Below are 23,669 nucleotides of genomic sequence, written 5' to 3' on the forward strand. Positions count from 1 at the left end.
TGATGCCCTATAGCGTTTTTTGCGTATCGCCTAATCGCTAAACAATGCAAAAATCAGACCGCCAAGTATTGTTTTATCAGGGTGTCGTTGAGATTTTCCATTTTATCCGCCGCCACAATGCGTCCCTTTTCCATCAGACGAAATTCTTTCCCGACGCGACGAGCGAAGCCAAGCTTTTGTTCCACCAAGATAACGGTTAATCCTTCTTCTTCGTTCAGCTTTAAAATCACATCGCCGATTTGCTTCACAATGTTCGGCTGAATACCTTCGTTAGGTTCATCCAGAATCAAGACTTTTGGCTCTAATACCAAAGCACGGCCAATCGCTAGCTGCTGCTGCTGACCACCAGATAAATCACCACCACGACGATGCAACATGTCTTTCAATACCGGAAAAAGCTCAAAGATTTTCTCTGGAATTTCTTTTGGAGAGTCTTTCGTGCGCTTACCACGCACAGGCAAACCAATACGCAGGTTTTCTTCTACCGTGAGCATGGGAAAAATATCTCGTCCCTGAGGCACATAACCAATGCCTGAATAAGCACGTTTTTCGGCGCTTTGTTTATTCAGTCTTTCGCCCTCCATGGTGATCTCGCCTTTTGTGATCGGCAACAAACCCATGATGGCTTTTAGTAAAGTGGTTTTGCCCACGCCGTTGCGTCCCATGATGCAAGTAATAGAGCCGGGAACTATGTCTAAATCCAAGCCCCAAAGTATCTGTGTACCGCCATAAAGTTGATCGACATTGTTAATGGAAATCATGCTGTGGCTCCTGCTATTGTTTGCGCTTTCTCGCTAGCGGCTTCTTCACCAAGGTATACTTCAATTACGTCTTTATTACTTTGAATCTGATCCATAGTGCCTTCGGCCAATACTGAGCCTTGGTGCAAAACGGTTACCGTGCGAGCAATGCTGCGCACAAACTCCATATCGTGCTCCACGACAATCACGGTTCGCTCTCCGGCTAAAGACGTTAACAATTCCGCCGTGCGTTCCGTTTCTTGCGCTGTCATGCCCGCCACTGGTTCATCGATCAATAACAGCCTTGGATCAGCCGCTAGCAACATGCCGATTTCTAACCATTGTTTTTGTCCGTGAGACAAAGCCCCCGCCAGCATAAAGCGCTGCTTAGCCAAACCAATGGTTTTTAGCACCTCATCAATGCGATCAATTTGCGTTGGCGTTAAACGCGAGAATAAAGTCGGCAAGACACGTTTGTCGGTTTTCAGGGACAATTCCAAATTATCGAACACGGTTTGCTCTTCAAACACAGTCGGCTTTTGGAATTTACGACCTATGCCAAGCTGAGCAATTTCCGCTTCGTCTTTATTTAATAGGTTGTGATTCTGTCCAAAGAAAACCGTACCTGAATCGCACTGAGTCTTACCGGTAATCACGTCCATCAAGGTGGTTTTGCCCGCTCCATTGGCACCGATCAAACAACGCAATTCGCCGTCATTGATATACAAATTCAGATTATTTAGTGCTTTAAAACCGTCGAAGCTTAAATTCAAATCTTCCACGTAAAGAATCATCTGGTTATCGACGTTTACGGCGGCCTGCTCGGGTGCCAAAAATGGCCACACCTGATCTCGGCGGAAGAATTCACGGGTACTATCTAAGGTACTCATGCTTGCGACTCCTTTTTCGTAACACTGTTTCGCTTAGCCTTTAGCTGGCCATACAAGCCCATCAAACCTTTTGGTAAATACAAGGTAACCAAGACAAACATGGCTCCAAGGGCAAATAACCAAGCATCTGGCATGATGGCTGTAAAACGGGTCTTCGCGTAGTTCACCAATAAGGCTCCAATCACCGCACCAATCAAGGTGCCACGACCACCAACAGCCACCCAAATCACCATCTCGATAGAGTTGATTGGAGAAAACTCACCTGGGTTGATAATGCCCACTTGCGGCACATACAAAGCGCCAGCTATGCCCGCAATGACAGCGGAATAGACAAACAACCACACCTTGTATCTATCAGTGCGATAACCGATGAAACGTGAGCGAGATTCAGAGTCACGAATCGCCAACACCACTTTGCCAAAGCGAGAAGATAAAATCTTCTGACTGATCACAAAGATCACCGCCAGCAAAATCGCGGTGATTAAGAACAAGGCAACACGAGTACTGTCGGCTTGCAGACTGAAACCAAGGATTTCTTTAAAGTCGGTCAAACCATTATTGCCACCAAAGCCCATTTCATTGCGGAAGAAAGCCAACAACAAGGCATAAGTCAACGCTTGCGTCATGATGGAAAGATACACACCAGTAACACGAGAACGAAACGCCAACCAACCAAACACAAAGGCCAATAACCCCGGAATAAACACCGCCATCAGCATAGCGAACCAGAACTGATCCATGCCCAGCCAAAACCAAGGCAACTCTTTCCAGTCTAAGAACACCATGAAGTCAGGTAGTAATGGGTTACCGTAAACGCCACGATCACCGATTTGGCGCATTAAATACATTCCCATCGCGTAACCGCCCAAGGCAAAAAACGCCCCGTGACCTAAACTCAAAATACCGCAATAGCCCCAGATAATATCCACCGCTAATGCCAGCATGGCGTAGCACAAATATTTACCCAGCAAAGTAATGGTATAAGTACTGACATAAAACACCGAGTCAGCAGGCAACAAGAGATTCGCGGCCGAAGCCAAAATTGTTACACCTAATAAAATCACCACAAATGGCAAAGTGTGTTTGCCCGTCGAGCGCCCTTCAGAAAACCAAGCTGTAAGACGTGTCATTCTGCCGCCCTCCCTTTTTGTGGAAAGAGTCCCTTAGGACGTTTTTGAATAAAGAGAATAATGAACACCAACACCAGAATAGCCGCGAGAACCGCCCCCGTCGTTGGCTCAAGAAATTTGGTGGCGATACCCAAAGTGAAGGCCGCGACCAAGGTTCCTAACAAGTTGCCCACACCACCGAACACCACCACCATAAAGGAGTCGATAATGTAAGATTGTCCCAAGTTAGGCCCTACGTTGGTCAATTGGCTCAACGCCACACCGGCAATACCCGCGATACCAGAACCTAAACCAAAGGTCATCGCATCCACCCAATTGGTTTTTACCCCCATGGCTTTTGCCATATTGCGATTTTGCGAGACTGCACGAACGTTTAGCCCCAGAGAGGTTTTCTTCAACACAATCACTAAGACAATGAATACCAACAAAGCAAAAGCCAGAATGTACAAACGGTTCAATGTCAGAGACAGCACGGGATTAATTTCCCAAGAACCACTCATCCAGCTGGGTGTAGAAACTTGACGGTTTAGAGGAGAGAAAATAGTTCGAACCAATTGCTGCAAGATCAAACTGATACCAAAAGTGGCGAGCAGAGTTTCCAATGGACGACCGTGCAAACGACAAATAACCAATCGCTCAATCAAAACGCCCATCAAACCAGACACCAAGAAGGCTGCTGGAATCGCCACCCAAATTGAATAGTCGATGTAATTCGGCATGATCAGCTGCACCACATAAGTTGTGTAAGCGCCCAACATGATCATTTCGCCGTGAGCCATGTTAATCACGCCCATCACACCAAAGGTAATCGCCAAACCGATGGAAGCAAGCAAGAGCACTGACCCGAGACTCAGACCAAAAAACAACTGGTCGACAAAAGCAAAACGGTTAACTCGTTGCGCGATGGTTTCTAATGCGTTATTCGCCGCGCTAACCACGGCTGGATTATCATCACCAGTCAATCGTGTTAGCAGGTTTCGAACATCACTTTCTAAGCTTGTGGACATTTTCTCAATCGCAGCAATACGATTGGATGGAGCTAATGTTGTTTGCGCAGCGGTATTCATGGCAAGCGCCAATGCCATGGCTTCTTTTACTTTCTTATTGGTTTCTTGTGGGTATAAGCTTTCTAATGTTGCCACCGTGCTATCGTCTAATTTTGATAACAATTCACGCACGGCATTTTCACGTACGCTTGGTGATTTAGAAGTCAGTTGGATACGCGCGATAGCGCTACGCAAATAGCCACGTAGTTTGTTATTCACACGAACTTTATCGACATCACGTCGACCTATCTCCGTGTTAATTTCACCGGTAAAAACATTTTTATAATGGGTTTCACCATTCACCTCGAACTTGCCGACCACCTTTTTCTCAGCTTCGATGTAATACAAATCCCCATTTAATAGGGTACGTAACAATGGCAAAACGCTTTCGTCAGATACCGCTTCTATTTTCATTAAAATAGGCTTCATATCTTTGATTTTTGCTTCACCTAACTCGGCAAACAATGGGTCTAAAGATGCCGATTCAGCTGCGTGAGTAGAAAGGGATAAGAGCCCAAAAAGACAGCAACAAAGTGCAATGCAATGTCTCAAGGTCATACGTCTCAAGGTCATACTCCATGTGTCGGTGGGTTATTGCGCCAGCGTTCAAAAACTCAACGCGAAAAAGAATTCGGGATATTGCTATTGGGGAAAAAGTTGACTCTCTGACTAGACTAGCTCGCTAGTCAGAGAGTCGAGGTTACCCCTGGGAATGGGTCAAATTAGTAATTCTGACCAGAACATGTCTTAGTTTTCGTGTTGTAGTTACCGCACTTGATCGGTGCCGTCCAATCTGAAATCAGATCTTTAGAACCTGGTAAGAAGTCAGACCAAGCATCACCCGCTACCACACCATCGGTTTCCCAAACCACTTCAAACTGACCGTCGTCTTGGATCTCGCCAATCAGCACAGGCTTGCTCAAATGATGGTTTTTGTTCATCACTGCAATACCACCCGTTAGGTTTGGCGTTGTTTGACCGATCATGGCTTGTTCAACCGCATCAACATCCGTTGTGCCCGCTTTCGTTACCGCATTAGCCCACATTTTGAAACCGATATAAGTGGCTTCCATTGGGTCATTGGTTACACGATCAGGGTTCTTGGTGTACGCATGCCATGCTTTGATGAATGCTTCGTTTTCAGGTGTTTCTACACTTTGGAAGTAGTTCCAAGCGGCCAAATGGCCAACCAATGGCGTAGTATCTAGACCAGAAAGTTCTTCTTCACCCACGGAGAAAGCCACCACTGGGATATCTTCAGAAGAAATACCTTGGTTACCCAATTCTTTATAGAAAGGCACGTTGGCATCGCCATTGATGGTAGAAACCACGGCCGTTTTCTTACCTTCACTACCGAATTTCTTAATATCAGAAACAATCGACTGCCAATCAGAATGACCAAATGGCGTGTAGTTGATCATGATGTCTTTTGCTGCAACGCCTTTGGCTTTTAAATAAGCTTCAAGAATTTTGTTAGTAGTACGTGGATAAACATAATCGGTTCCGGCAAGCACAAAGCGCTCTACACCAAGATCGTTCATCAAATAATCCACCGCTGGAATCGCCTGCTGGTTTGGCGCAGCCCCTGTGTAAAACACGTTTTTAGACGACTCTTCACCTTCGTACTGAACTGGGTAGAACATCAAACCGTTCAACTCTTCCAATACAGGCAAAACCGATTTACGAGAAACCGATGTCCAACTACCAAAAATCACATCCACTTTGTCTTTGGTTAATAACTCGCGTCCTTTCTCTGCAAACAATGGCCAGTTTGACGCTGGGTCAACAACCACTGCCTCGATCTTCTTACCTAACAAACCACCCTTTTTGTTTTGCTCTTCCACCATCATCAAGACAGTATCTTTAAGCGTGGTTTCAGAAATCGCCATGGTGCCAGACAAGGAGTGCAACACACCGACCTTAATTGTGTCTGCCGCTAGCGAAGGAAGCGCAATAAGCGTTGCACCAGAGAGCACAATCGCAGATGTAAGCGTTTTGATTTTCATAGTTGGAGCCGTCCTATTGTGATTTATAATATTTTTGGTTTTTTAGACGAGGTATGAACACCTCAAATCCGTAGAGCCAGTATTAAAAAATCATCGATAGAAAGGTATGCGCGAAATGACTTACGGGGATACGTCATTTGACGTATACAAAGGTTTTGTTCCCTCCCCTTTCTTCAAGAGGAGGGTTAGGGAGGGGTTATGGTTTTGACTGTTTTCATGCATTCCCAACCTTTATTCCGCTCTTAAATTCAGGAAAAGGCTGGGCGGGTAACTTTTGCTAGAGCCCAAAAACTTCAGTTTAAAGAAAAGCAAAACTAACTAAATTTCATATGCTGCGCATCATTACCCTAGCATCTTCCCCGTAGCTCTCATTGGCTTGTTGATTCGTTAGTTCGACAAAGCCGTGTTTTTGCCAGAAGGATACGGAGTCTTGGACAGAGACGAGTAAGGCTTTTTCAAAGCCGGATGAGGCGGCGCTATCAAGTAGATGTGTGACCATGTTAGAACCGACTCCTCTACCCGCCGCGTGTTTTGAAATGGCTAAATCATGTAGGAATAAGGTCGCGCCATGGCTTTCCTCTGGAAGGATTTGGTATAACTTGGGTGGTGTTTCACTGTGCCAAGCGTGAGCCAATAAATAGCCCAATACGTTTTGCTCTTCTGGTCTGCTTTGCTCTGCTAATTCTGTTTCTGCATGGTAAACAAAACAACAGCTTGGGGATTGTTGCCATTTGCTTTGCAGTACCTCTAGGCTTTCAGGTTCGATTTCTGAATACACTTCCGCTTGGATCCTTAGTACCTCTGGCCAGTTGTTTTGGTTAATGGCTTGTATTGGCCTTGTTGTCATAGGTTCGCAGCTCTAATACTCGATTCAATAGCCATCGTCATAATATGCTGAGGTCCTGAAGGGCCGCCATGATAAAGGTCGTTGGTGTCTTCAAAACCCCCTTTTTCATAGAGTTGCTTGGCGATGGGATTTTGACAGTTAACGGTTAACATCACGGCCGTATGGTTTGGGTAGGCTTCACTTAGGTAGTTGGGCAAGGCCAAAATCGCTTGTTTCGCATAGCCTTTGCCTTGGTATTCTTTGCTGATAAAGAAGCTACGCAGGCCAATGGCATTAGAGCGGCTCGCAAAATCGAAACTTTTCGAATAAGTTGTATCAATAAGAAAGAAGCCAACCATAGTGTCATCAGCAAAGATTACGTGTGGACGAACTTGCGCATTGGCGTTCTTCAAAATGTCGTCTATCGTTCCGACAAATGGCTTTTGTTCATCCATGACCGCAAGTGTAATCACGTCTGCCAGATGCCGCGTGGTCATCTTTTCAATGCTTATCATCCTCTCTCCTTCTCATTGTTTTCTCTTTTACCTTATTGAATTACACCTATTAGGCCAAATTATAACCACTAATCTCATTCAAAATGGTTGTTTATGTTTTTCATCAAACTCTTCGTTGCCTTGCTTCTCACACTTGCTCTGGTGGTTTATCTGGTTAATTTAAACATTAAATCTAAGGTAAATCCTATCGAGGATGTCACAACGGCTCCCTATAAAAATGCTAAATTTCATAATACAGCGCCACGTAAACCAATGACTTTCTCTGATACCGCAGCATTGTGGGTGCGTTTCTTTACGGATAAAAAAGTCGATACGGTACCCAATATCGATATTCCTGTTCGCGCCATTAGTCGTGCTGATTTAGATGACTTGAGCACAGATACCATTCACCTAGTGAAACTTGGCCATTCCTCTATTTTGTTAAAAATGTATGGTAAATACTGGCTTATCGATCCGGTATTTTCTGATCGAGCTTCGCCATTCCAGTTCATTGGCCCAAAAAGATTCCACCAGCCGCCCATACGTTTAGAAGACTTACCGCCTATCGATAAGGTACTGATTTCCCATAACCATTACGATCATCTAGATAAAGCCAGCATCAAGGTTTTGCGCGATAAAGCACAAGAGTTTTTGGTGCCAAAAGGCGTAGATGGGGATCTGGTTGATTGGGGTGTCGAGGCCAATAAAATCATCAGCTTCGATTGGTGGCAGGAGCATCAAACTGGTCAAGGTTTGGTCGCCTTCACACCCACTCAGCACTTTTCAGGACGAGGAATGGGAGACGGCAATGCAACCTTGTGGGGAGCGTGGGTCATCAAAACGCCTCATGAAAGCCTATTTTTTAGTGGTGATTCTGGCTACTTCTCTGGATTCAAAGAAACGGGAGATAAATACGGGCCATTCGACCTTACTATGATAGAAACCGGTGCATATGATAAAGACTGGGCCGATATTCACATGAAGCCCGAAGAAAGCGTTCAGGCAAATATCGACCTACAAGGGAAGACCATGATGCCCATTCACAACGGCACATTCGATCTTGCCTTTCATACATGGCATGATCCATTTGATCGTGTCGTGGTGGAAGCAAAAGCCCGAAATGTCACCTTGAGCACACCAGAATTTGGCCGTATTTTTTCGATTCAGGATTTACCACCGCTAACACCTTGGTGGCAAAAAGGCTCGACCAAGTAAAATACCATTACAAACATAAAAAACCCCGATACCAATGATTGGTATCGGGGTTTTCAGTCTAGGTTCACTATTGTGAATCTACAATCGGTTTTAATACACTGCTAAGCGAAATTAAAAGGCCAACTCATCAGTGGCATCTTTGTCTTCTGCCGCGTCAGCTTTATCATCTGCTTTAATTTTCTTAGGCAATAAATCTTCACGGATTTTGGCTTCAATCTCTGCGGCAATTTCAGGGTTGTCCGCTAAGAATTGAGCGGCGTTGGCTTTACCCTGACCGATCTTATTACCATTGTATGCGTACCAAGCGCCCGCTTTATCAACAAAGCCTTGCTTAACGCCTAAATCGATCACTTCACCCATGCGGTAAATACCAGCACCGTACATGATCTGGAATTCAGTTTGCTTGAACGGCGGAGCAATCTTGTTTTTCACCACTTTAACGCGGGTTTCATTACCAATTACTTCATCACCCTGCTTCACTGAGCCAATACGGCGAATATCCAAGCGAACAGAAGAATAAAACTTAAGCGCATTACCACCTGTGGTCGTTTCAGGAGAACCGAACATCACACCAATTTTCATACGAATTTGGTTAATGAAAACAACCAAACAATTGGCGTTTTTAATAGAACCTGTCAACTTACGCATTGCTTGAGAAAGCAAACGAGCTTGAACACCAACAGAAGAACTGCCCATTTCGCCTTCGATCTCAGACTTAGGCACCAAGGCCGCTACCGAGTCGACAATGACGACATCAACACTGTTAGAGCGAACCAACATATCCACAATTTCAAGTGCTTGCTCACCCGTATCTGGCTGAGAGATTAAAAGGTCTGAAATATTCACCCCAAGCTTTTCAGCATAAGAAGGGTCAAGCGCGTGCTCGGCATCGATAAAAGCACAAGTTTTACCTTGCTTCTGAGCTTCAGCAATCACACTCAAGGTTAGGGTTGTTTTACCTGAAGACTCTGGTCCATAGATTAAGGTTATATAGAAGAAATACTCAATAATGGTACAGGTTATTAATTAGGTGAATTCCAAGCTTACAACATTAAGTTTGACTACTTATATGTGTGGGATAAGCCCACCGGCCCTTTCTAGTTTCTAGTTTCTAGTTTCTAGTTTCTAGTTTCTAGTTTCTAGTTTCTAGTTTCTAGTTTCTAGTTTCTAGTTTCTAGTTTCTAGTTTCTAGTTTCTAGTAGGGACGCTTTCAATTCCTTCATTAGCCAATTCATTTCTACAAACTTCTAATACAAACCCTTTGATCGGCTTTGTATTTGCATTTGCATTCTGCCCCATTAGAGTTACACAAACTTCAGCTTTATAACTAAGGTGTTGGTCAAACCTGCTGTTCCATTCCGGATCATAGCCATAGTCCCAGTCCCTAGCACGTCTTTCGAATAAGGCCCAAAAAGTTGCAAAACAGGTGAGTTTTATGAAGCCTCGTCAGACAGAGACCATACCCCAAAAGGATTTATTCCAACCTCAGCTCGTTGACATCATTAACTCCAATTATCCTAAAATTCATCATTAATTCCCCTCGTGAATGTTGAGCAGTTTTTCAGCAATGAAAAGGTCTTGAAGCGCGATGCCTGAACTATCAAAAATCGTAATGTCATTCGCTGACGTTCGTCCAGAGGATGTAGCGTTAATCACTTCTCCAATGTTGGTTATATTGCTGTTGCTAGTATGTTGAAGTTCGCCAATCTCAACCGATTGTTTGGCGAAGTCGCAAAACAATAAGGCGTTTGAATACAGTTCGACAGGAAGTTCCTGTTTGCCTTTCTTATCCGCTCCCATGGCTGAGATATGGGTGCCAGGTTTTACCCACTCAGCGCGAAATAAGGGTTCGCTTGAGGTGGTTGCTGTGACAATAATGTCAGCGCTCATACAGGCGAACTGGGCATCGACGGCTTTGGCATTTAGTCCTTTTGCTTTTAACCTTTCGACAAAAATATTGGTTTTCTCAGTAGAACGACCAACGACGAACACAGAGTTAATTGATCTCACATTACACACCGCCATGGCTTCATATTCTGCTTGGTGACCCGTTCCAAAAATGGCTAAGGTGGTTGAGTCTTTTCGAGCTAAATAATCAACGGCGACGGCATCTGCGGCAGCTGTGCGATAAGCGTTTACCGCACTGGCTTCAATGATGGCTTTTAATACGCCTGTTTCTGGGTCAAGCAAGAAAATTGTTGTGCCATGGCAAGGCCGTCCTAGTGACGCATTGTTCGGCCAATAGCTTCCGGTTTTCCAACCGACAACCTTATCGGTACAAGCGGCTTTCAGTGAAAACACGGTATTTGGGGCGGCACCACCTGCATTGACGACAGGAAAGAGTGTCGCATTGTCGGAAATAACGGCCGTTAACGCATTTTTAATAGCGTCATAGGCCAATTCGTGTGTGATGAGTTTGGATGTGTGTGCTTCATTAAGATGGATCATATTACCAGCCTTGTATGCGGTTCCAAGTTTCGTAAGTGTTTTCTAGATGATCAAAAACATGATAAGACGTGTGCATGGATGTCGTTGCGCAAGCGTGATTCGGTAGAATGTGTAACCGTGTTCCTATGGGGAAGTCATCGTGATTGATGGCTTGCGCTGTCGCACTGGCAACAATGCCATGCTCCTGATTAGCGCTGATGACCTTCATGTGACTTAGTAATTGGCCATCAGCGTTTGCAACAAGGCCATAGCCGCAATCTTTAGATTGTTCAGCAGTACCTTTGTCTGCAGATAGTGCCATCCATCCAGCATCAATAAATAGCCAGCCTTTTTCTTTGTTGTGTCCTATAACCGTTGCGACAACCGTAGCAGCAATATCATTTGTATTGCATACCCCGATGCCTGTCATGACCAAATCAAAAAAAGTATAAACACCTGCTCTTACTTCGGTGATGCCTTCTAATTCCGTGTAGTTATGTGCGGTTGGTGTTGAGCCGATGGACACAACTTGGCAGTGAATGTCGTGTTCTAACAACTTTTTAGCGGCTAAGCGGGCTTGATCGACTTCATTTTGTGCTGCTTGTTGCAGGCTGGTTTTATCGGCGCAATGATAGGACTCGCCAGCATGGGTGAGAATGCCAAAAAAACTTCCTTGCCCTTGGTTTAAGGTATCTGCAATGGTGATCAGTTTTGGGTCATTCGGTGCTATACCACCTCGATGCCCATCACAATCAATTTCAATTAAAACATGAATAGAGCAATTGTTTGTTTCACAGTAGCGATTAATGCTTAGAGCTTGATCTAGGCTATCAAGAATGACCATCATGCTAGCGCCTTGCTCATTAAGGGCGTGGATTCTATCCAGTTTGTCTTCCACTATACCGACTGCATAAAGCACATTGGTGTATCCTGCTTCGACCAAGGACTGTGCTTCTTTTATAGTTGAAACCGTAATAGGGCTTTGTTTATCGGTGAGTAAATATGGCAATGCCTCAATAGAGCGGATGGTTTTAAAATGGGGGCGTAGATCTGTATTGAAGCCGCTTAGGATCCTATTAAGTCGCTTGATGTTATGTAGAAATTTTACTTTATCGACAGCTAAAAAAGGAGTGTTTAACGCTCGCGCTTTTTTATCGAGGTCGTGTTTTGTTTTTACTTTCATGTCAGTTTCAACCCTATGTGATGATTAAGTTGTAGTATTTGGTGAAAGTGATTTAAAGTAAATTAATCTGATATTACTGATTGGTTAAGTTGGAACTTAATGATAACAACGGAAGATTTGTCTTTTTTACTGGAACTTAGTCGTTGTAAGACAATGGCTGAAGCGGCTCGTGTGCTGAATGTAAGTGCCCCCTCCGTGACGTTAAGGGTTCAGCATATTGAGAAAAAATTAGCGGTGCCTTTGGTGCAGAGACCGTCTCGAGTGGTGAGCTTGACCGATGAGGCTAAGTTGCTAGTGGAGAAGGGAGAGCTAATTTTAGAGCAGATTGATGATTTACAAACACAGCTTAATGACGTGAGATCGCATGTAGTAGGTAAATTAAGAGTACTCGCGCCACTGGGTTTTGGTAATGATTACGTCGCTAAATTATTAGCTAAATACAAAATAAACCACCCTGGATTGGAAATTGAGTTAGAGCTATCAGATAACCCGAACTGGTCTACTCACCATAAATGGGATGTGATTATCTATATTGGAGAGCTGAAAAATTCGTCTTTGAAAATGATTCCGTTAGCGCGGAATAAGCGTTTTATTTGCGCTTCTCCTGATTACCTCAAGAAAAATGGAGTCCCCCAAACGCCTAAAGATTTGTTAAGTCATACCTGTATTGCTCTGCGAGAAAACAATGAAGACGTCACGCTTTGGGACTTTAAAAACCTTGATGGTGAACGTTTCTCGATTCGTATTCACCCAAGCTTGGCAAGTAATGAAGGGCGCGTGGTTAAAGATTGGGCTCTTTTAGGATTGGGCATCATTATGCGATCAGAGTGGGACGTATCGCCAGAAATAAAGCGGGGAGAATTAGTACAATTACTTTCTAGTTATCAGTTGCCTGATGCTGATATTGTTGCTTTGGTGAGCAGTGGGAAAAATGAACGTTCAGCACGAGTATCTGGCTTTATTGATATGTTAAAAACATCATTAAGTATGCCCCCATGGAAAAAGACCTAGATACAAAAGATCACGAATGAATCTTTCGGGGTTTAAAGGGAGGTGAATCAAGAAAATGCATCCATACCACGACATTTAACGCGGAACTCATGCCGTTTTCTCAACAGAGTTCAGGAATGCTCCAACTTGTTTTAAAGGGTCATAGTCTGACTATTAGAGTTAACTAAATATTTTTATGCCGAATCTGCTGCGTTTAGATTACGAGAAAATTCTACTTTGGACTGCTGTTATTTTTTTAGGGGGGGGTTACCCTTACTTTGTAATTCATAAGCCAAACCAATCGATAACGCCTGCGCCAAACATAATGAAGAAGACAAAGAGCGGAAAGAGTCTATCTCTGCTTCTTTTACAACAAAACAGACCGATGCAATAGAAGCTAACGGACTTATCTGATTGTCCGTAATAATAATGAGAGGCACATTCTTCTCTAGTGCCGATCTCGCAACACTTTGCGTTTCCGCTGCATAAGGATGAAAACTCACCGCAATAAGCACATCATTCTTATCTAAAGCGCTAGCCTGTTCCTTATACATACCACCCACACCATCAACCAGATACGCTTTTTGATCAATATTACGCAAGGCATAGGCAAAATAACTGGCGACAACAAAAGCACGTCTTACACCGACAATGTGCGCGGCATGTGCATGAGACAATATCTGTATTGCCTTATCCAAATCCTCAGCCGATGTCGTTTCACCCAAATGTCCAAGCGCTATCGCATTCGCATTAGAAAAACGAGTTAATAATTGGGATGGTGACTGTTGATTAAAGTCTTCCCCAAACACTTCCCTAGCCAAACGAATTCGATCTTGATAACTCGGGGCTTCTTCAATTAAGTTTTGCTGAAATAACTTCTGCATTTCACTAAAGCCACTAAAACCAAACGCATTTGCAAACCGAACCCACGTAGAAGGATGTACTCCAGCTTCTTTAGACAAAGTAGCAACTGTACCAAAAGCAACTTCGCTTGGCGCATCTAATACAAACTCAGCGACCTGGCGAAGTCGTTTACTTAATTTTGAATAATGCTGTTTAATAGTCTCTTTCAAATCTGTTAGAGATTCTGGGGCAAGGACATCTGACATGTAATACTCTCTGTACTCAAAGTTCTCCCCAAAAAAACAAGCATCATCACATAGAAAAATTGTGAGCCTATAGAGAGAAGTAATTATTGCAATTTTAGAATAAAAATTCTAGCTTAGTAATTAGTAACATGTCTAGTATCAAAACGTCTAGACAAAGACACTTATTCAATAAAACATAGGATATTGAAATTGAACGAAACAGATCGTAAATTTTTTCGCCCAAAATGGCGTCGTGTTGCAACTACTATATTCTGTTTTTGCTGGACATTGGTCGAGTGGTTATCAGAAGAACCATTCTGGGGGATCATTGCTGCAGGTATCACTTTTTATTGTTTATGGCACTTTTTTTATAAATTCGATGAAAACCAAGGTGCATAAGACATTAAATTCCACACTAAGATATCCACCCTAATAACAACTACGAACTGCATAATATCAGGTTATTTTCTATGTCTAAAAGACCGACTATTCACGATTTAGCTGATGCAGCAGGCGTTAGCATCGCAACTGTGGATCGAGTATTGAACAAGCGCTCTAAAGTACGTGAGTCAACATCTCAGCGTGTTCTATTAGCAGCTGAAGACATTGGTTATCATGCTTCTGGCTTACTCAAAAGACGTGTTCGCGAATCGAAACCAGTTAAACGATTGTCCATTTTACTGCAACGCAGTAATGATGAATTCTATAAAGAGCTTGGTGCGGCAATTTGTAACGCATGCTCACAAGAAACGCAGTTTCAGTTCGCAACGAAAATCGTTTTTATGGATGAGGTCTCTCCTGAATACATTACAGACAAGATCATCCAAGAAGGCGGACATGCAGATGGCATTGCGCTTGTGGCATTGGACGACCACACGCTAAATCGCCATATTGAACAGCTCGTTGAACGAGGTATTCACGTTTTTACTATCTTGTCTCCTCTCTCGACCAATACTTGTACAGGTCATATTGGTGTCGATAACAGAAAAGCAGGACGTACCGCAGCGTGGGCTATTTCAAGACTAACAACCACACTAGGGAAAATTGGAATTCTCTTGGGCAGTCATCGTTATTTAAATCAAGATATCGCCGAAATTAGCTTCATATCCTACTTTCGAGAAATTCAGCATAACTTTCATTTGCTTCCGCCGTTGACAAATTTAGATGACGAAAATCTGGCTTATCAAGCCACAAAGGAACTCTTGGTAAAACATCAAGATCTGACCGCTATTTATAGCGCCGGCGGTGGAGTAAAAGGCATCATACAAGCGTTAAAAGAAGACAAAAAAGATCAAAAAATAACGCTCATTTGTAACGAACTCACCTCTTACACTCGCTTAGCCCTGAGTGATAACACAATCGACATGATCATTGCTACGCCAGTACAAAAACTCGCCTACAGACTTTCCGACCTGTTTGCAGAATCATTCAGTAGTAAAAAACACCAAAAAATTGCACCGGTTAAACTATCAGTCGAGCTACATGTCGCAGAAAACCTATAAAAACCGTCAAACTGTTCTATCTCTTCTAACCCTATAATTTTCAGCAATACCAAAGCCGAATTTATGGGTTATATGAGATAGGTATTCCAAAGTTTGTTTTTAATAAAATATTAACCAGCACCACCATTATACAAAGGTTTTCTACGAGTATAAAAAACCGCTCAATGAAACACTGAGCGGTAACGGAAGAGTTCAAATTCCCGGCAATGTTATTATGGTAAACAATAATGCTAAGTAGTTTTCTTACGCTTATTCTGACGTTGCTGGTCAATGATAACAGCAGTAACAATGATGGCCCCTTTGATTATATCTTGGTAATAAGCGTCAATTCGAAGGAAGGTAAAACCAGACAGCATCACCCCAAGAATTAAGGCTCCAATCACAGTTCCAGCAATTCTACCTCGGCCACCAGATAAAGAAACCCCACCAATAACAGCTGCGGCAATGGCATCCAATTCATACATCAGCCCCATACCAGCTTGAGCTGTTTTAATACGTGCAATCGCAACCATGGCCGCCAATCCAACTAACAAACCAGCAATTGCATAGACCTTGATTAGGTGACGATCAATATTGATACCAGAAACACGGGCCGCTTGAGGGTTTGCACCAATAGCATAAGTAAACTTACCAAAGCGTGTATAACGCATTACCACGTGGAAAATAATCGCTACAACTATAAAGATAACAACAGGCATCCAACGGTCTAAGGCATTCCCTAACATAGCAAATTCATTTGTAAAACCAGATACTGGGCTACCATCAGTATACCAGCGAGCCACACCACGAGCAGACACCATCATTCCTAATGTAGCAATAAATGGTGGTATACGTGTTTTTGTAACTAACCAGCCATTAACAAAACCAGCAGCAGCACCTACAGCAAGCCCGACCATCAATGGTATAAAGAATGGCAAATCCGTTAACGATGGTGATATCACTTTGGGCCAACTGCTGGATTGCGCAAAAGTAGCAGCTATCATGGCGGACATGGCGACAACAGATCCAGAGGATAAATCTATACCGCCAGTTATGATGACCATGGTCACCCCAATCGCAATAATACCAATAACAGAGACTTGTAATATTATGATTTGCAGGCGACTCATGTTCATCAAGAAGCTTTGACCAACAAATATCCAACCTAGTATTTCGAACATAATCGAAATACCTATTAATACTAATAAAATACTGACTTCTGCAGGAATACGCTTTTTCTTATGGGCTTCTTGGCCGTCATTCGCTTCTTTCACGGTGTTATCTAATGTAGTCATAAAAACCTCTTATTTTTCTAATTCAGTATTATTGCGCTGCCAAATTCATTACTGACACTTGATCAGCTTCAGAACGATCTAAAATGCCTGTAACACGCCCTTCGTGCATGACAAGTACACGATCACTCATACCTAACACCTCCGGCAGCTCGGAAGAAATCATGATAACCGCCACCCCTTTATGAGCTAACTGTGTAACCAAAGTATGGATTTCGGCTTTTGCACCGACATCAATACCTCGAGTAGGCTCGTCTAAAATCAAAATGCGTGGGTGAGTAAGCAACCAACGACCTATTAATACTTTTTGCTGATTACCACCTGAAAGATTCTCGATTGCCTCTTCCATATTTGGTGTTTTTACGCGCAATTTTCTACACAGTTCTTCAGACTCTTCATTTAACTTAGCTTGATTAACAAACCCGCCGCCATTCACAAAGTTCTCATGCAGAACGGCAGACTGAATATTCTCCTGAATATCTAACGATAAAAAACAGCCCGTTTCTTTCCTGTCCTCTGTTAGAAAAGCCATTCCTTTCATGATTGCATCATTTGGATTTTCGATATGAACTTCTTCACCATCAATCCAGACGGTTCCTGAATCTGCGGGAGTGACACCAAAAATAGCTTCCGCGACATTAGATCGACCAGAACCAACAAGGCCCGCAAAACCTAAAATTTCGCCAGCTCTTACATCAAATGACACATCATTAAATACGCCATCTAAAGTCAGGTTTTTTACTGATAGTAAAACATCACCTAACTCAACTTCTTCTTTTGGAAACATCTGATCCACATTACGACCAACCATCATATGGATTATTTCATCACGAGTGACATCAGCTGAGGCATGCGTTCCTATGTACTTTCCATCACGAAACACAGAAAACTCATCAGCGATTTCGAATAACTCGCTCATTTTATGAGTGATATAAACAATGCCGATCCCCTGCTTGCGTAAACCTCTAATAATTTCAAATAAATGAGCAACTTCAGTTTCAGTAATCGCTGAAGTCGGCTCATCCATAATTAATACATCAGATTCAAAGGAAACAGCCTTTGCTATTTCAACCATTTGACGGTTAGCTACAGATAAAGAGCTAATTTCATCTTCCGGATCAAGATTGATATTGAGACGTTCAAATAGTTCAGCGGTCATGGTGTGCATTTTTGCATGATCAATGAAACCAAATGCATTAGTTGGTTCACGTCTAATCCAAATATTTTCAGCGACAGTCATTTGATTCATCAATAGCAATTCTTGGTGAATCATGGCAATTCCAGACTGCTGCGCCTTCAAAGGCGTTTCTAAAGTAATAGGCTCGCCTCTTAATATTACTTGACCACTATCTGGCTGATAAATGCCCGCGATGACTTTCATCAAGGTAGATTTTCCGGCTCCATTTTCACCCATTAAGGCATGCACAGTACCTGGGCGAATTTTAAGCTGCACATCATCCAAAGCTAATACACCCGGAAATCCTTTAGAAACATTAACGATTTCTAATACGTATTCATTAGAGTGGTCCCTGGGAGGAGTTGCGCCACTCACAGACCCGGTTTCTTTAACAGCAGCGCTATTCATAACGCAATCCCTCCAATTTTTTATTTTAATAGGGTTAATCGTTTCTAAACCTAGAATTACTTAAGGTAATTATTAAGGTTTTTCGGTGTAACTAATTCAAATGGCACCCAAACCTTACGGTCAACAGTTTTGCCATTAATAAGTTTGACAGCTGTATCAACTGCGCCACGACCTTGACCATCTGCACTTTGATAAACCGTCACATCTAGCTCGCCCGCTTTCATTGCCGCCAGCGCATCTGTCGTTGCGTCAATACCAGCAATAACAACATCATCCATTGAGCGGCCTGATGCTTTCAGCGCTTGAATCGCACCAATAGCCATTTCATCGTTGTTTGCAACAACAGCATCAAATTGAATACCCGCAGCAATCCAGTTAGTCATTAAGTCACTACCCTTGGTACGCGACCATTCTGCAGTTTGTTGCTGAACGATTTTCAAGCCAGAACATTCAGGTGTATCAAGAACGTCATGAATATCTTGAGTCCGCTGAAGTGCAGCTTGGTTGGTCAACTCGCCCATCATAACTACGATATTGCCTTTGCCATTCAGCAAACGACACACTTCTTGAGTTTGAAGTGTCCCAGACACTTTCTCATCAGACGCTACAAACGCTTGATTTTTTGGAAGCAAATCAACGTTGATCGGTTGACGGTTAACATAAATCAGAGGGATACCTGCTGCTTGCGCATCATCTGAAATAGAGACCGTAGCATCAGTATCAACAGGATTAATAATGATGGCATCAACGCCAGAAGCAATGAAGTTCTGAACCTGATTTAATTGATTACCAACGCCATTTTTAGCATCTTCTATCTGAACATCAACACCCTGATCTTTTGCGGCAGATTGAATGCCATTACGCAAAACCGTTAGGAAGTTGTCATCGAAAAGAGCCATTGAAACACCGATTTTAAGGTCTGCTGCAGAAACAGATGTCGCCAAAAGCGAAGATGTAATAGCTGTAAGAAGTAATTTTTTCATTATGCGATTTCCTCGAAAGTGAGCGCTGATACGCTCTAGTTGTTTTTATTTTTCCGGTAAAACGCGCTTAGAGATCAAGGCAAGCAAAACTTATAGCTAACCATCCACCTCTAAACATCCGACTTGCTTATATTTTAGTAACATAATCAATTCGAACATATACATTCCACAATCACTGAATATGGAATATATATTCCAATTTGATTCATATTATGTATTTTGTCAAGCCTAAAGTTTGATTTAATTTGATTTAATTTGATAGGAACATTTGAGGGTATTTTTACCAACATTAACTTCCATCTAAACTCTATGATTAACGAAATTAGTCTACATCGATAGAAGACGGATTCGAACCATTTTGATGAATTAACATCGGAATGATGTTTTTTGATAGATTATGACATGTTTATCACAAACTTGATTGACGATTTTTTTTTGACAGATGTAGTATGCAAATAGAAAAATAATTCTAAAAAACCATTTTCGCTTATTCTTCACCTCAATAGGACTGATGATAAGCGATACTTAATAAAGGTATTAATACATGTCTACGCTACCTAAATTTGGCTTAAACCACATGGTTTGCCCTTCTTATTCCATTAAAGATTTCCTAACACTTTCTTCTCAGCTTAAAGCTCAAACAGTCGAATTTCGCAACGATGTTGGCGATAACAGCCTAACAGACCTAGCCTCTGCAAAAATGGCAGGGAAGTTGGCTGGTGAGCTCAATATCAAAGTGTTATCCATTAATGCACTCTATCCATTTAACGTTTGGAATGACGAACGCGCTCAGCAGGCTAGAGAAATGGCAGAGCTTGCAAAAGCTGCCAATGCTGAAGGATTAGTTGTTTGCCCTTTAAATGATGGCAATGAGGTCAGCTTTGAGGACCTTAAATATGCCTTATCAGAACTGGCAAAAATCTTAGAAGAATTTAATCTTAAAGGATTTGTTGAACCACTAGGCTTCCCCATTTCCTCACTGCGCTCTAAAAGAGTTGCTCTCGAAGCGATTGACGAAATTGGTAAACAGGACCTATTTTCTTTGGTTCATGACACCTTCCACCACAAAGGTGCAGGTGAAGATGAATTTTTCCCAGAACGTACTGGTTTAGTTCATATATCAGGTTTAGAAGATAGCATTACCTTTAATGACATGCTTGATGGTGACCGTGTTTTAGTCGGGCCAAATGATCGACTAGACAACGTTGGACAGCTTCGTACCCTACTTGCAGCTGGCTACAATGGTCCAGTCTCATTTGAACCATTCTCTAAGAAAGTCTGGAATGTGGAGAATCCAAAACAAGCCGTTCAAGAGAGTATCGATTACGTCAATAAAGCACTGACAAACTAGACCTTTTAATGCCCTAATTGAGAAAAATTTAAAAATAAAAAGCAGGTTTTAACATGAAGATAGCACTCGATCCCTATATGCACCGTCACCTTTCTTTAGAAGATTTGTGCCGAGCCACTAAAGAAATGGGCTACGACCACATCGAACTGTCGCCTCGTGCTGATTTTTTACAGTGGTGGACGCGTCCTCGCGTATATCCTGAACGTTTGCAAAACTTTAAAAAAGCCATGAAAGATCATGACGTTTCTTTGTCCACTATCCAACCCATGTATCGTTGGTCTAGCCCATACGAAGACGAATGGAAAATGGCTATGGATAACTGGAAAAGAACCATAGAAATTGCCGTTGAACTGGATAATCCGTTACTGATTTCTGAATTTGGTCGTGGTGGATCTCCTGAACGTTCTAATACTGACCGTCAGGGTATTCACACACCAGAAGCTTGTGAAAATGCATTTTGGCGCTCTATGGATGTGCTTGTCCCTCTGCTAGAAAAAGAAGGTTTAACCTTGTGTGTGGAGCCGCACCCAGAAGACTGGGTGGAAGAGATGGCTCCTGCTATCGATATTATCAAAACTATTAATTCGCCTGCGGTCCAATGTTCATACATTGCACCTCACTCGTTTTACTACGGAGATGACTTGGCAGAGACGATTCGCTCAACAAAAGGCATCTTGCAGCACGCTCGTGTAGCAGATACCTACAATCATAAAGGCTCTTCACAATTACGTTACATTGTCAATCCGCCAGGCTCTAACGCTCGAGTACATCAACATTTGGATATGGGCGAAGGCGAAGTAGACTGGGATACTTTCTTTAAGACACTACACGAAATTGGTTTTGATGGAGTGCTGTCCAGCTGTGTCTTTGCCTGGGAAGAAAGAGCGGAACAATCGTCTCGCTTTATGCGCGATGAAATCCAACTTTATGTTGATAAATATTGGCAAAAATAAAAATTTGATAAACACACCACAAAAATAATTATTGAGGAAACTAGAATGACAATTAAAATTGGCGTAATTGGTGTTGGTGCTATTGGCGCAGATCACACTCGACGCATCACAAACAAATTAACAGGTGCAGAAGTAGTTGCACTGACAGATGTGAACCAAGAGCAGGCAGAGAATGTAAAAAATTCGTTAGGTCTTAATGCGACAGTTTATAAAGATGGCCATGAACTTATCGAAAAAGGCGGTGTTGATGCCGTATTAGTAACGTCTTGGGGTGGCACTCATGAAGAATATGTTCTGGCTGCTATAAAAGCTGGCAAATATGTTTTTTGCGAAAAACCACTAGCAACAACAGCTCAAGGCTGCCAAAACATTGTGGACGCGGAAATAGCTGCAGGAAAGCGCTTAGTACAGGTTGGCTTCATGCGCCCATACGACTCTGGCTACAAAATGCTTAAAAAAGCCATTGACTCTGGAGCCATTGGTGAACCATTAATGATTCATGCTGCTCACAGAAATCCGAGCGTTCCAGAAATGTACATTACTCCGATGGCCATTCATGACACGCTAATACATGAATTAGACGTATTCCGCTGGTTACTAGATGACGAGTACGTATCTGCACAAGTCGTTTTCCCTCGTAAATCTAAATACGCGCACGATAAAGTCGCTGATCCACAAATCGTTATGCTGGAAACTAAAAAAGGCACTCGTATAGACGTTGAGGTTTTCGTAAATTGTCAATACGGTTACGACATCCAGTGTTCTGTAGTAGGTGAAGAAGGTGTAGTAAATTTACCTGAACCTCAAGCACTAAGCATGCGTAAAAACGCCAACTTAGGGCAGTCTATCTTAACCGACTGGAAAGACCGTTTTATTGAATCTTACGACGTTGAATTACAAGACTTCGTGAATGGTGTTCAAGCAGGTAAATTAACCGGCCCATCTTCTTGGAATGGTCTTGCTGCAGCCGTATCTGGAGATGCATGCGTTAAAGCACAGGAAAGCGGTTTGATTGAACCAATCAACTTGCCAGATCGCCCAGAGTTTTACCGTTAATAATTAGGCTTGTGTCGCCACGCAAATAAGCTTGGCGACTTTTTAATGACTTGCAAGCAGTTTTTGTGTTTTATGACATCTCTAGTATTTGACTTATCATCTACAGAGGCAGAATCGCATAATGGTAACCAAACATAGCTTATCTCTTACTCCAGCCATACGTGAAGTATATTTTGGCTTCGTCAAACACCCTGCAAAAAGCACGTTAGGACCTCGTATTCAGCGAGGCGTAGAGTTTGTATATGTACTCACTGGCAAAGTAGACATTGTCGTGGATGGGAAACAATACTCTCTGATGCCAAGCCATATGGCGATGCAACTTCCAAACAAAGAAGAACTGTTTATTTTTCATAGCGAACAGCAAACAGAACACTCTTGGTGCCAGTTAGATTTTCACGAATGTCCTGATGAACTTATCGAGCACTTAGCGTCCTTACCCTGTATTTTACCCGTTACCCAGGAGATTGAGCAATTAATGGAGTTGGGGTTAAGTATCACGAATACACAAACAGTTAATAATCAGACGATTTTATATCGACTGGGCGAAACCTTATTACAGTATTATCAAGAAATTGCTTACTTAGAAAAAAGTGCTCGCCCTCATCCCACCTCACGCGTAGTCAGATATGCAATTCACTATATACAACAGAATTTCTCGACTAACATTCAACTTGACGATCTAGCCTCTGCTTCTTATTGTTCAATTAATCATTTGATCAACCAGTTCAAAGCCAGCTTTCACATGACACCTATGCGCTACCTTTGGCAATTTCGGCTAGACCGTTCTGAAGGCTTGCTGCGTCACACTAGCCTACCCATATCAGTGATTGCAGAACAATGCGGCTTCGCCTCTCCCTTTCACTTTTCACGTCTGTTTAAGCTTCGGCATCAGCTATCGCCTAGCCAGTATCGCCAAGATAAAACTGAATAACC

At 42.6% G+C, this 23,669-nt stretch carries 21 protein-coding genes and 1 pseudogene; 8 read left to right on the forward strand and 14 right to left on the reverse strand.

Annotation, left to right across the window (positions count from 1 at the left end; translation table 11 throughout):
• Positions 1–53: 53 nt before the first annotated feature.
• From urtE to C0J08_RS17305, 7 genes are all read right to left on the reverse strand, one after another.
• Positions 54–761 (reverse strand): urea ABC transporter ATP-binding subunit UrtE, encoded by a 708-nt coding sequence (gene urtE / locus C0J08_RS17275; RefSeq protein ID WP_212653148.1) that lies wholly within the window; start codon positions 759–761, stop codon positions 54–56.
• Positions 758–1,630, reverse strand: coding sequence for an urea ABC transporter ATP-binding protein UrtD (gene urtD, locus C0J08_RS17280; RefSeq protein ID WP_212653149.1), 873 nt, complete (start codon positions 1,628–1,630; stop codon positions 758–760). Before urtD ends, urtE begins: the two co-directional genes overlap by 4 nt.
• The gene (urtC, locus tag C0J08_RS17285) at positions 1,627–2,760 is read right to left on the reverse strand and encodes an urea ABC transporter permease subunit UrtC (RefSeq protein WP_212653150.1); all 1,134 of its coding nucleotides are present in this window, start codon (positions 2,758–2,760) and stop codon (positions 1,627–1,629) included. The genes urtD and urtC overlap by 4 nt, the downstream gene beginning before the upstream one ends.
• Positions 2,757–4,379 (reverse strand): urea ABC transporter permease subunit UrtB, encoded by a 1,623-nt coding sequence (urtB, locus tag C0J08_RS17290; RefSeq protein WP_212653151.1) that lies wholly within the window; start codon positions 4,377–4,379, stop codon positions 2,757–2,759. Before urtB ends, urtC begins: the two co-directional genes overlap by 4 nt.
• Positions 4,380–4,528: 149 nt before the next feature.
• The gene (gene urtA / locus C0J08_RS17295) at positions 4,529–5,812 is read right to left on the reverse strand and encodes an urea ABC transporter substrate-binding protein (RefSeq protein ID WP_212653152.1); all 1,284 of its coding nucleotides are present in this window, start codon (positions 5,810–5,812) and stop codon (positions 4,529–4,531) included.
• Positions 5,813–6,137: 325 nt separating this feature from the next.
• Positions 6,138–6,659, reverse strand: coding sequence for a GNAT family N-acetyltransferase (locus tag C0J08_RS17300; RefSeq protein WP_212653153.1), 522 nt, complete (start codon positions 6,657–6,659; stop codon positions 6,138–6,140).
• Positions 6,656–7,153: a GNAT family N-acetyltransferase gene (locus C0J08_RS17305; RefSeq protein ID WP_212653154.1), complete on the reverse strand. Its 498-nt coding sequence runs from the start codon at positions 7,151–7,153 to the stop codon at positions 6,656–6,658. The genes C0J08_RS17300 and C0J08_RS17305 overlap by 4 nt, the downstream gene beginning before the upstream one ends.
• Positions 7,154–7,246: 93 nt before the next feature.
• Between C0J08_RS17305 and C0J08_RS17310 the strand changes: the two genes are divergently transcribed.
• Positions 7,247–8,347, forward strand: coding sequence for an MBL fold metallo-hydrolase (locus C0J08_RS17310; RefSeq protein WP_212653155.1), 1,101 nt, complete (start codon positions 7,247–7,249; stop codon positions 8,345–8,347).
• 111 nt (positions 8,348–8,458) lie between these two features.
• Here the strand turns inward: C0J08_RS17310 and recA are convergent.
• From recA to C0J08_RS17325, 3 genes and pseudogenes are all read right to left on the reverse strand, one after another.
• Positions 8,459–9,337 (reverse strand): annotated as a pseudogene (gene recA, locus C0J08_RS17315) (recombinase RecA); the annotation flags it as partial.
• Between the two features lie 540 nt (positions 9,338–9,877).
• Positions 9,878–10,795, reverse strand: coding sequence for an ornithine cyclodeaminase family protein (locus C0J08_RS17320; RefSeq protein ID WP_212653156.1), 918 nt, complete (start codon positions 10,793–10,795; stop codon positions 9,878–9,880).
• Position 10,796: 1 nt separating this feature from the next.
• Positions 10,797–11,957: an alanine racemase gene (locus C0J08_RS17325; RefSeq protein ID WP_212653157.1), complete on the reverse strand. Its 1,161-nt coding sequence runs from the start codon at positions 11,955–11,957 to the stop codon at positions 10,797–10,799.
• 99 nt (positions 11,958–12,056) lie between these two features.
• Here C0J08_RS17325 and C0J08_RS17330 point away from each other — a divergent pair, with 99 nt between their 5' ends.
• A complete protein-coding gene (locus tag C0J08_RS17330) occupies positions 12,057–12,968 on the forward strand; it encodes a LysR substrate-binding domain-containing protein (protein WP_212653158.1) in 912 nt (303 codons plus the stop codon).
• A 227-nt stretch (positions 12,969–13,195) separates the two neighbouring features.
• Here C0J08_RS17330 and C0J08_RS17335 read toward each other — a convergent pair whose 3' ends face one another.
• Positions 13,196–14,056 (reverse strand): MurR/RpiR family transcriptional regulator, encoded by an 861-nt coding sequence (locus C0J08_RS17335; protein WP_212653159.1) that lies wholly within the window; start codon positions 14,054–14,056, stop codon positions 13,196–13,198.
• 189 nt (positions 14,057–14,245) lie between these two features.
• Here C0J08_RS17335 and C0J08_RS17340 point away from each other — a divergent pair, with 189 nt between their 5' ends.
• Both C0J08_RS17340 and C0J08_RS17345 read left to right on the forward strand, forming a co-directional pair.
• On the forward strand, positions 14,246–14,434 hold the full coding sequence (locus C0J08_RS17340; protein WP_212653160.1) for a hypothetical protein: 189 nt from the start codon (positions 14,246–14,248) through the stop codon (positions 14,432–14,434).
• A gap of 71 nt (positions 14,435–14,505) precedes the next feature.
• Positions 14,506–15,537, forward strand: a complete 1,032-nt coding sequence (locus C0J08_RS17345) for a LacI family DNA-binding transcriptional regulator (protein ID WP_212653161.1) — start codon at positions 14,506–14,508, stop codon at positions 15,535–15,537.
• A 230-nt stretch (positions 15,538–15,767) separates the two neighbouring features.
• On the opposite strand, the gene C0J08_RS17350 is transcribed toward C0J08_RS17345, so the two are convergent.
• Genes C0J08_RS17350 through C0J08_RS17360 form a run of 3 tightly spaced genes read right to left on the reverse strand, consistent with a single transcriptional unit; the run spans position 15,768 to position 19,376 of the window.
• Positions 15,768–16,811, reverse strand: a complete 1,044-nt coding sequence (locus C0J08_RS17350; protein ID WP_212653162.1) for an ABC transporter permease — start codon at positions 16,809–16,811, stop codon at positions 15,768–15,770.
• A 28-nt stretch (positions 16,812–16,839) separates the two neighbouring features.
• Positions 16,840–18,393, reverse strand: coding sequence for a sugar ABC transporter ATP-binding protein (locus C0J08_RS17355; RefSeq protein WP_212653163.1), 1,554 nt, complete (start codon positions 18,391–18,393; stop codon positions 16,840–16,842).
• Positions 18,394–18,449: 56 nt separating this feature from the next.
• Positions 18,450–19,376: a sugar ABC transporter substrate-binding protein gene (locus C0J08_RS17360; RefSeq protein WP_212653164.1), complete on the reverse strand. Its 927-nt coding sequence runs from the start codon at positions 19,374–19,376 to the stop codon at positions 18,450–18,452.
• Between the two features lie 544 nt (positions 19,377–19,920).
• Between C0J08_RS17360 and C0J08_RS17365 the strand changes: the two genes are divergently transcribed.
• From C0J08_RS17365 to C0J08_RS17380, 4 genes are all read left to right on the forward strand, one after another.
• Entirely contained in the window at positions 19,921–20,727 is an 807-nt protein-coding gene (locus C0J08_RS17365) for a TIM barrel protein (protein WP_212653165.1), read from the forward strand.
• Between the two features lie 53 nt (positions 20,728–20,780).
• Positions 20,781–21,680, forward strand: coding sequence for a sugar phosphate isomerase/epimerase family protein (locus C0J08_RS17370; protein ID WP_212653166.1), 900 nt, complete (start codon positions 20,781–20,783; stop codon positions 21,678–21,680).
• 45 nt (positions 21,681–21,725) lie between these two features.
• Entirely contained in the window at positions 21,726–22,736 is a 1,011-nt protein-coding gene (gene iolG, locus C0J08_RS17375) for a bifunctional inositol 2-dehydrogenase/D-chiro-inositol 1-dehydrogenase (protein WP_212653167.1), read from the forward strand.
• A gap of 121 nt (positions 22,737–22,857) precedes the next feature.
• Positions 22,858–23,667, forward strand: coding sequence for an AraC family transcriptional regulator (locus C0J08_RS17380; RefSeq protein ID WP_212653168.1), 810 nt, complete (start codon positions 22,858–22,860; stop codon positions 23,665–23,667).
• The last annotated feature ends 2 nt before the right edge of the window (positions 23,668–23,669 follow it).

The sequence above is a fragment of the Marinomonas sp. CT5 genome, from assembly GCF_018336975.1.
Taxonomy (GTDB): Bacteria; Pseudomonadota; Gammaproteobacteria; order Pseudomonadales; family Marinomonadaceae; genus Marinomonas.

Coding starts and splice junctions, on each gene's coding strand:
- urtE (WP_212653148.1), bottom strand. CDS start 761: ATGATTTCCATTAACAATGTCGATCAACTTTATGGCGGTACACAGATA.
- urtD (WP_212653149.1), bottom strand. CDS start 1,630: ATGAGTACCTTAGATAGTACCCGTGAATTCTTCCGCCGAGATCAGGTG.
- urtC (WP_212653150.1), bottom strand. CDS start 2,760: ATGACACGTCTTACAGCTTGGTTTTCTGAAGGGCGCTCGACGGGCAAA.
- urtB (WP_212653151.1), bottom strand. CDS start 4,379: ATGACCTTGAGACGTATGACCTTGAGACATTGCATTGCACTTTGTTGC.
- urtA (WP_212653152.1), bottom strand. CDS start 5,812: ATGAAAATCAAAACGCTTACATCTGCGATTGTGCTCTCTGGTGCAACG.
- C0J08_RS17300 (WP_212653153.1), bottom strand. CDS start 6,659: ATGACAACAAGGCCAATACAAGCCATTAACCAAAACAACTGGCCAGAG.
- C0J08_RS17305 (WP_212653154.1), bottom strand. CDS start 7,153: ATGATAAGCATTGAAAAGATGACCACGCGGCATCTGGCAGACGTGATT.
- C0J08_RS17310 (WP_212653155.1), top strand. CDS start 7,247: ATGTTTTTCATCAAACTCTTCGTTGCCTTGCTTCTCACACTTGCTCTG.
- C0J08_RS17320 (WP_212653156.1), bottom strand. CDS start 10,795: ATGATCCATCTTAATGAAGCACACACATCCAAACTCATCACACACGAA.
- C0J08_RS17325 (WP_212653157.1), bottom strand. CDS start 11,957: ATGAAAGTAAAAACAAAACACGACCTCGATAAAAAAGCGCGAGCGTTA.
- C0J08_RS17330 (WP_212653158.1), top strand. CDS start 12,057: ATGATAACAACGGAAGATTTGTCTTTTTTACTGGAACTTAGTCGTTGT.
- C0J08_RS17335 (WP_212653159.1), bottom strand. CDS start 14,056: ATGTCAGATGTCCTTGCCCCAGAATCTCTAACAGATTTGAAAGAGACT.
- C0J08_RS17345 (WP_212653161.1), top strand. CDS start 14,506: ATGTCTAAAAGACCGACTATTCACGATTTAGCTGATGCAGCAGGCGTT.
- C0J08_RS17350 (WP_212653162.1), bottom strand. CDS start 16,811: ATGACTACATTAGATAACACCGTGAAAGAAGCGAATGACGGCCAAGAA.
- C0J08_RS17355 (WP_212653163.1), bottom strand. CDS start 18,393: ATGAATAGCGCTGCTGTTAAAGAAACCGGGTCTGTGAGTGGCGCAACT.
- C0J08_RS17360 (WP_212653164.1), bottom strand. CDS start 19,376: ATGAAAAAATTACTTCTTACAGCTATTACATCTTCGCTTTTGGCGACA.
- C0J08_RS17365 (WP_212653165.1), top strand. CDS start 19,921: ATGTCTACGCTACCTAAATTTGGCTTAAACCACATGGTTTGCCCTTCT.
- C0J08_RS17370 (WP_212653166.1), top strand. CDS start 20,781: ATGAAGATAGCACTCGATCCCTATATGCACCGTCACCTTTCTTTAGAA.
- iolG (WP_212653167.1), top strand. CDS start 21,726: ATGACAATTAAAATTGGCGTAATTGGTGTTGGTGCTATTGGCGCAGAT.
- C0J08_RS17380 (WP_212653168.1), top strand. CDS start 22,858: ATGGTAACCAAACATAGCTTATCTCTTACTCCAGCCATACGTGAAGTA.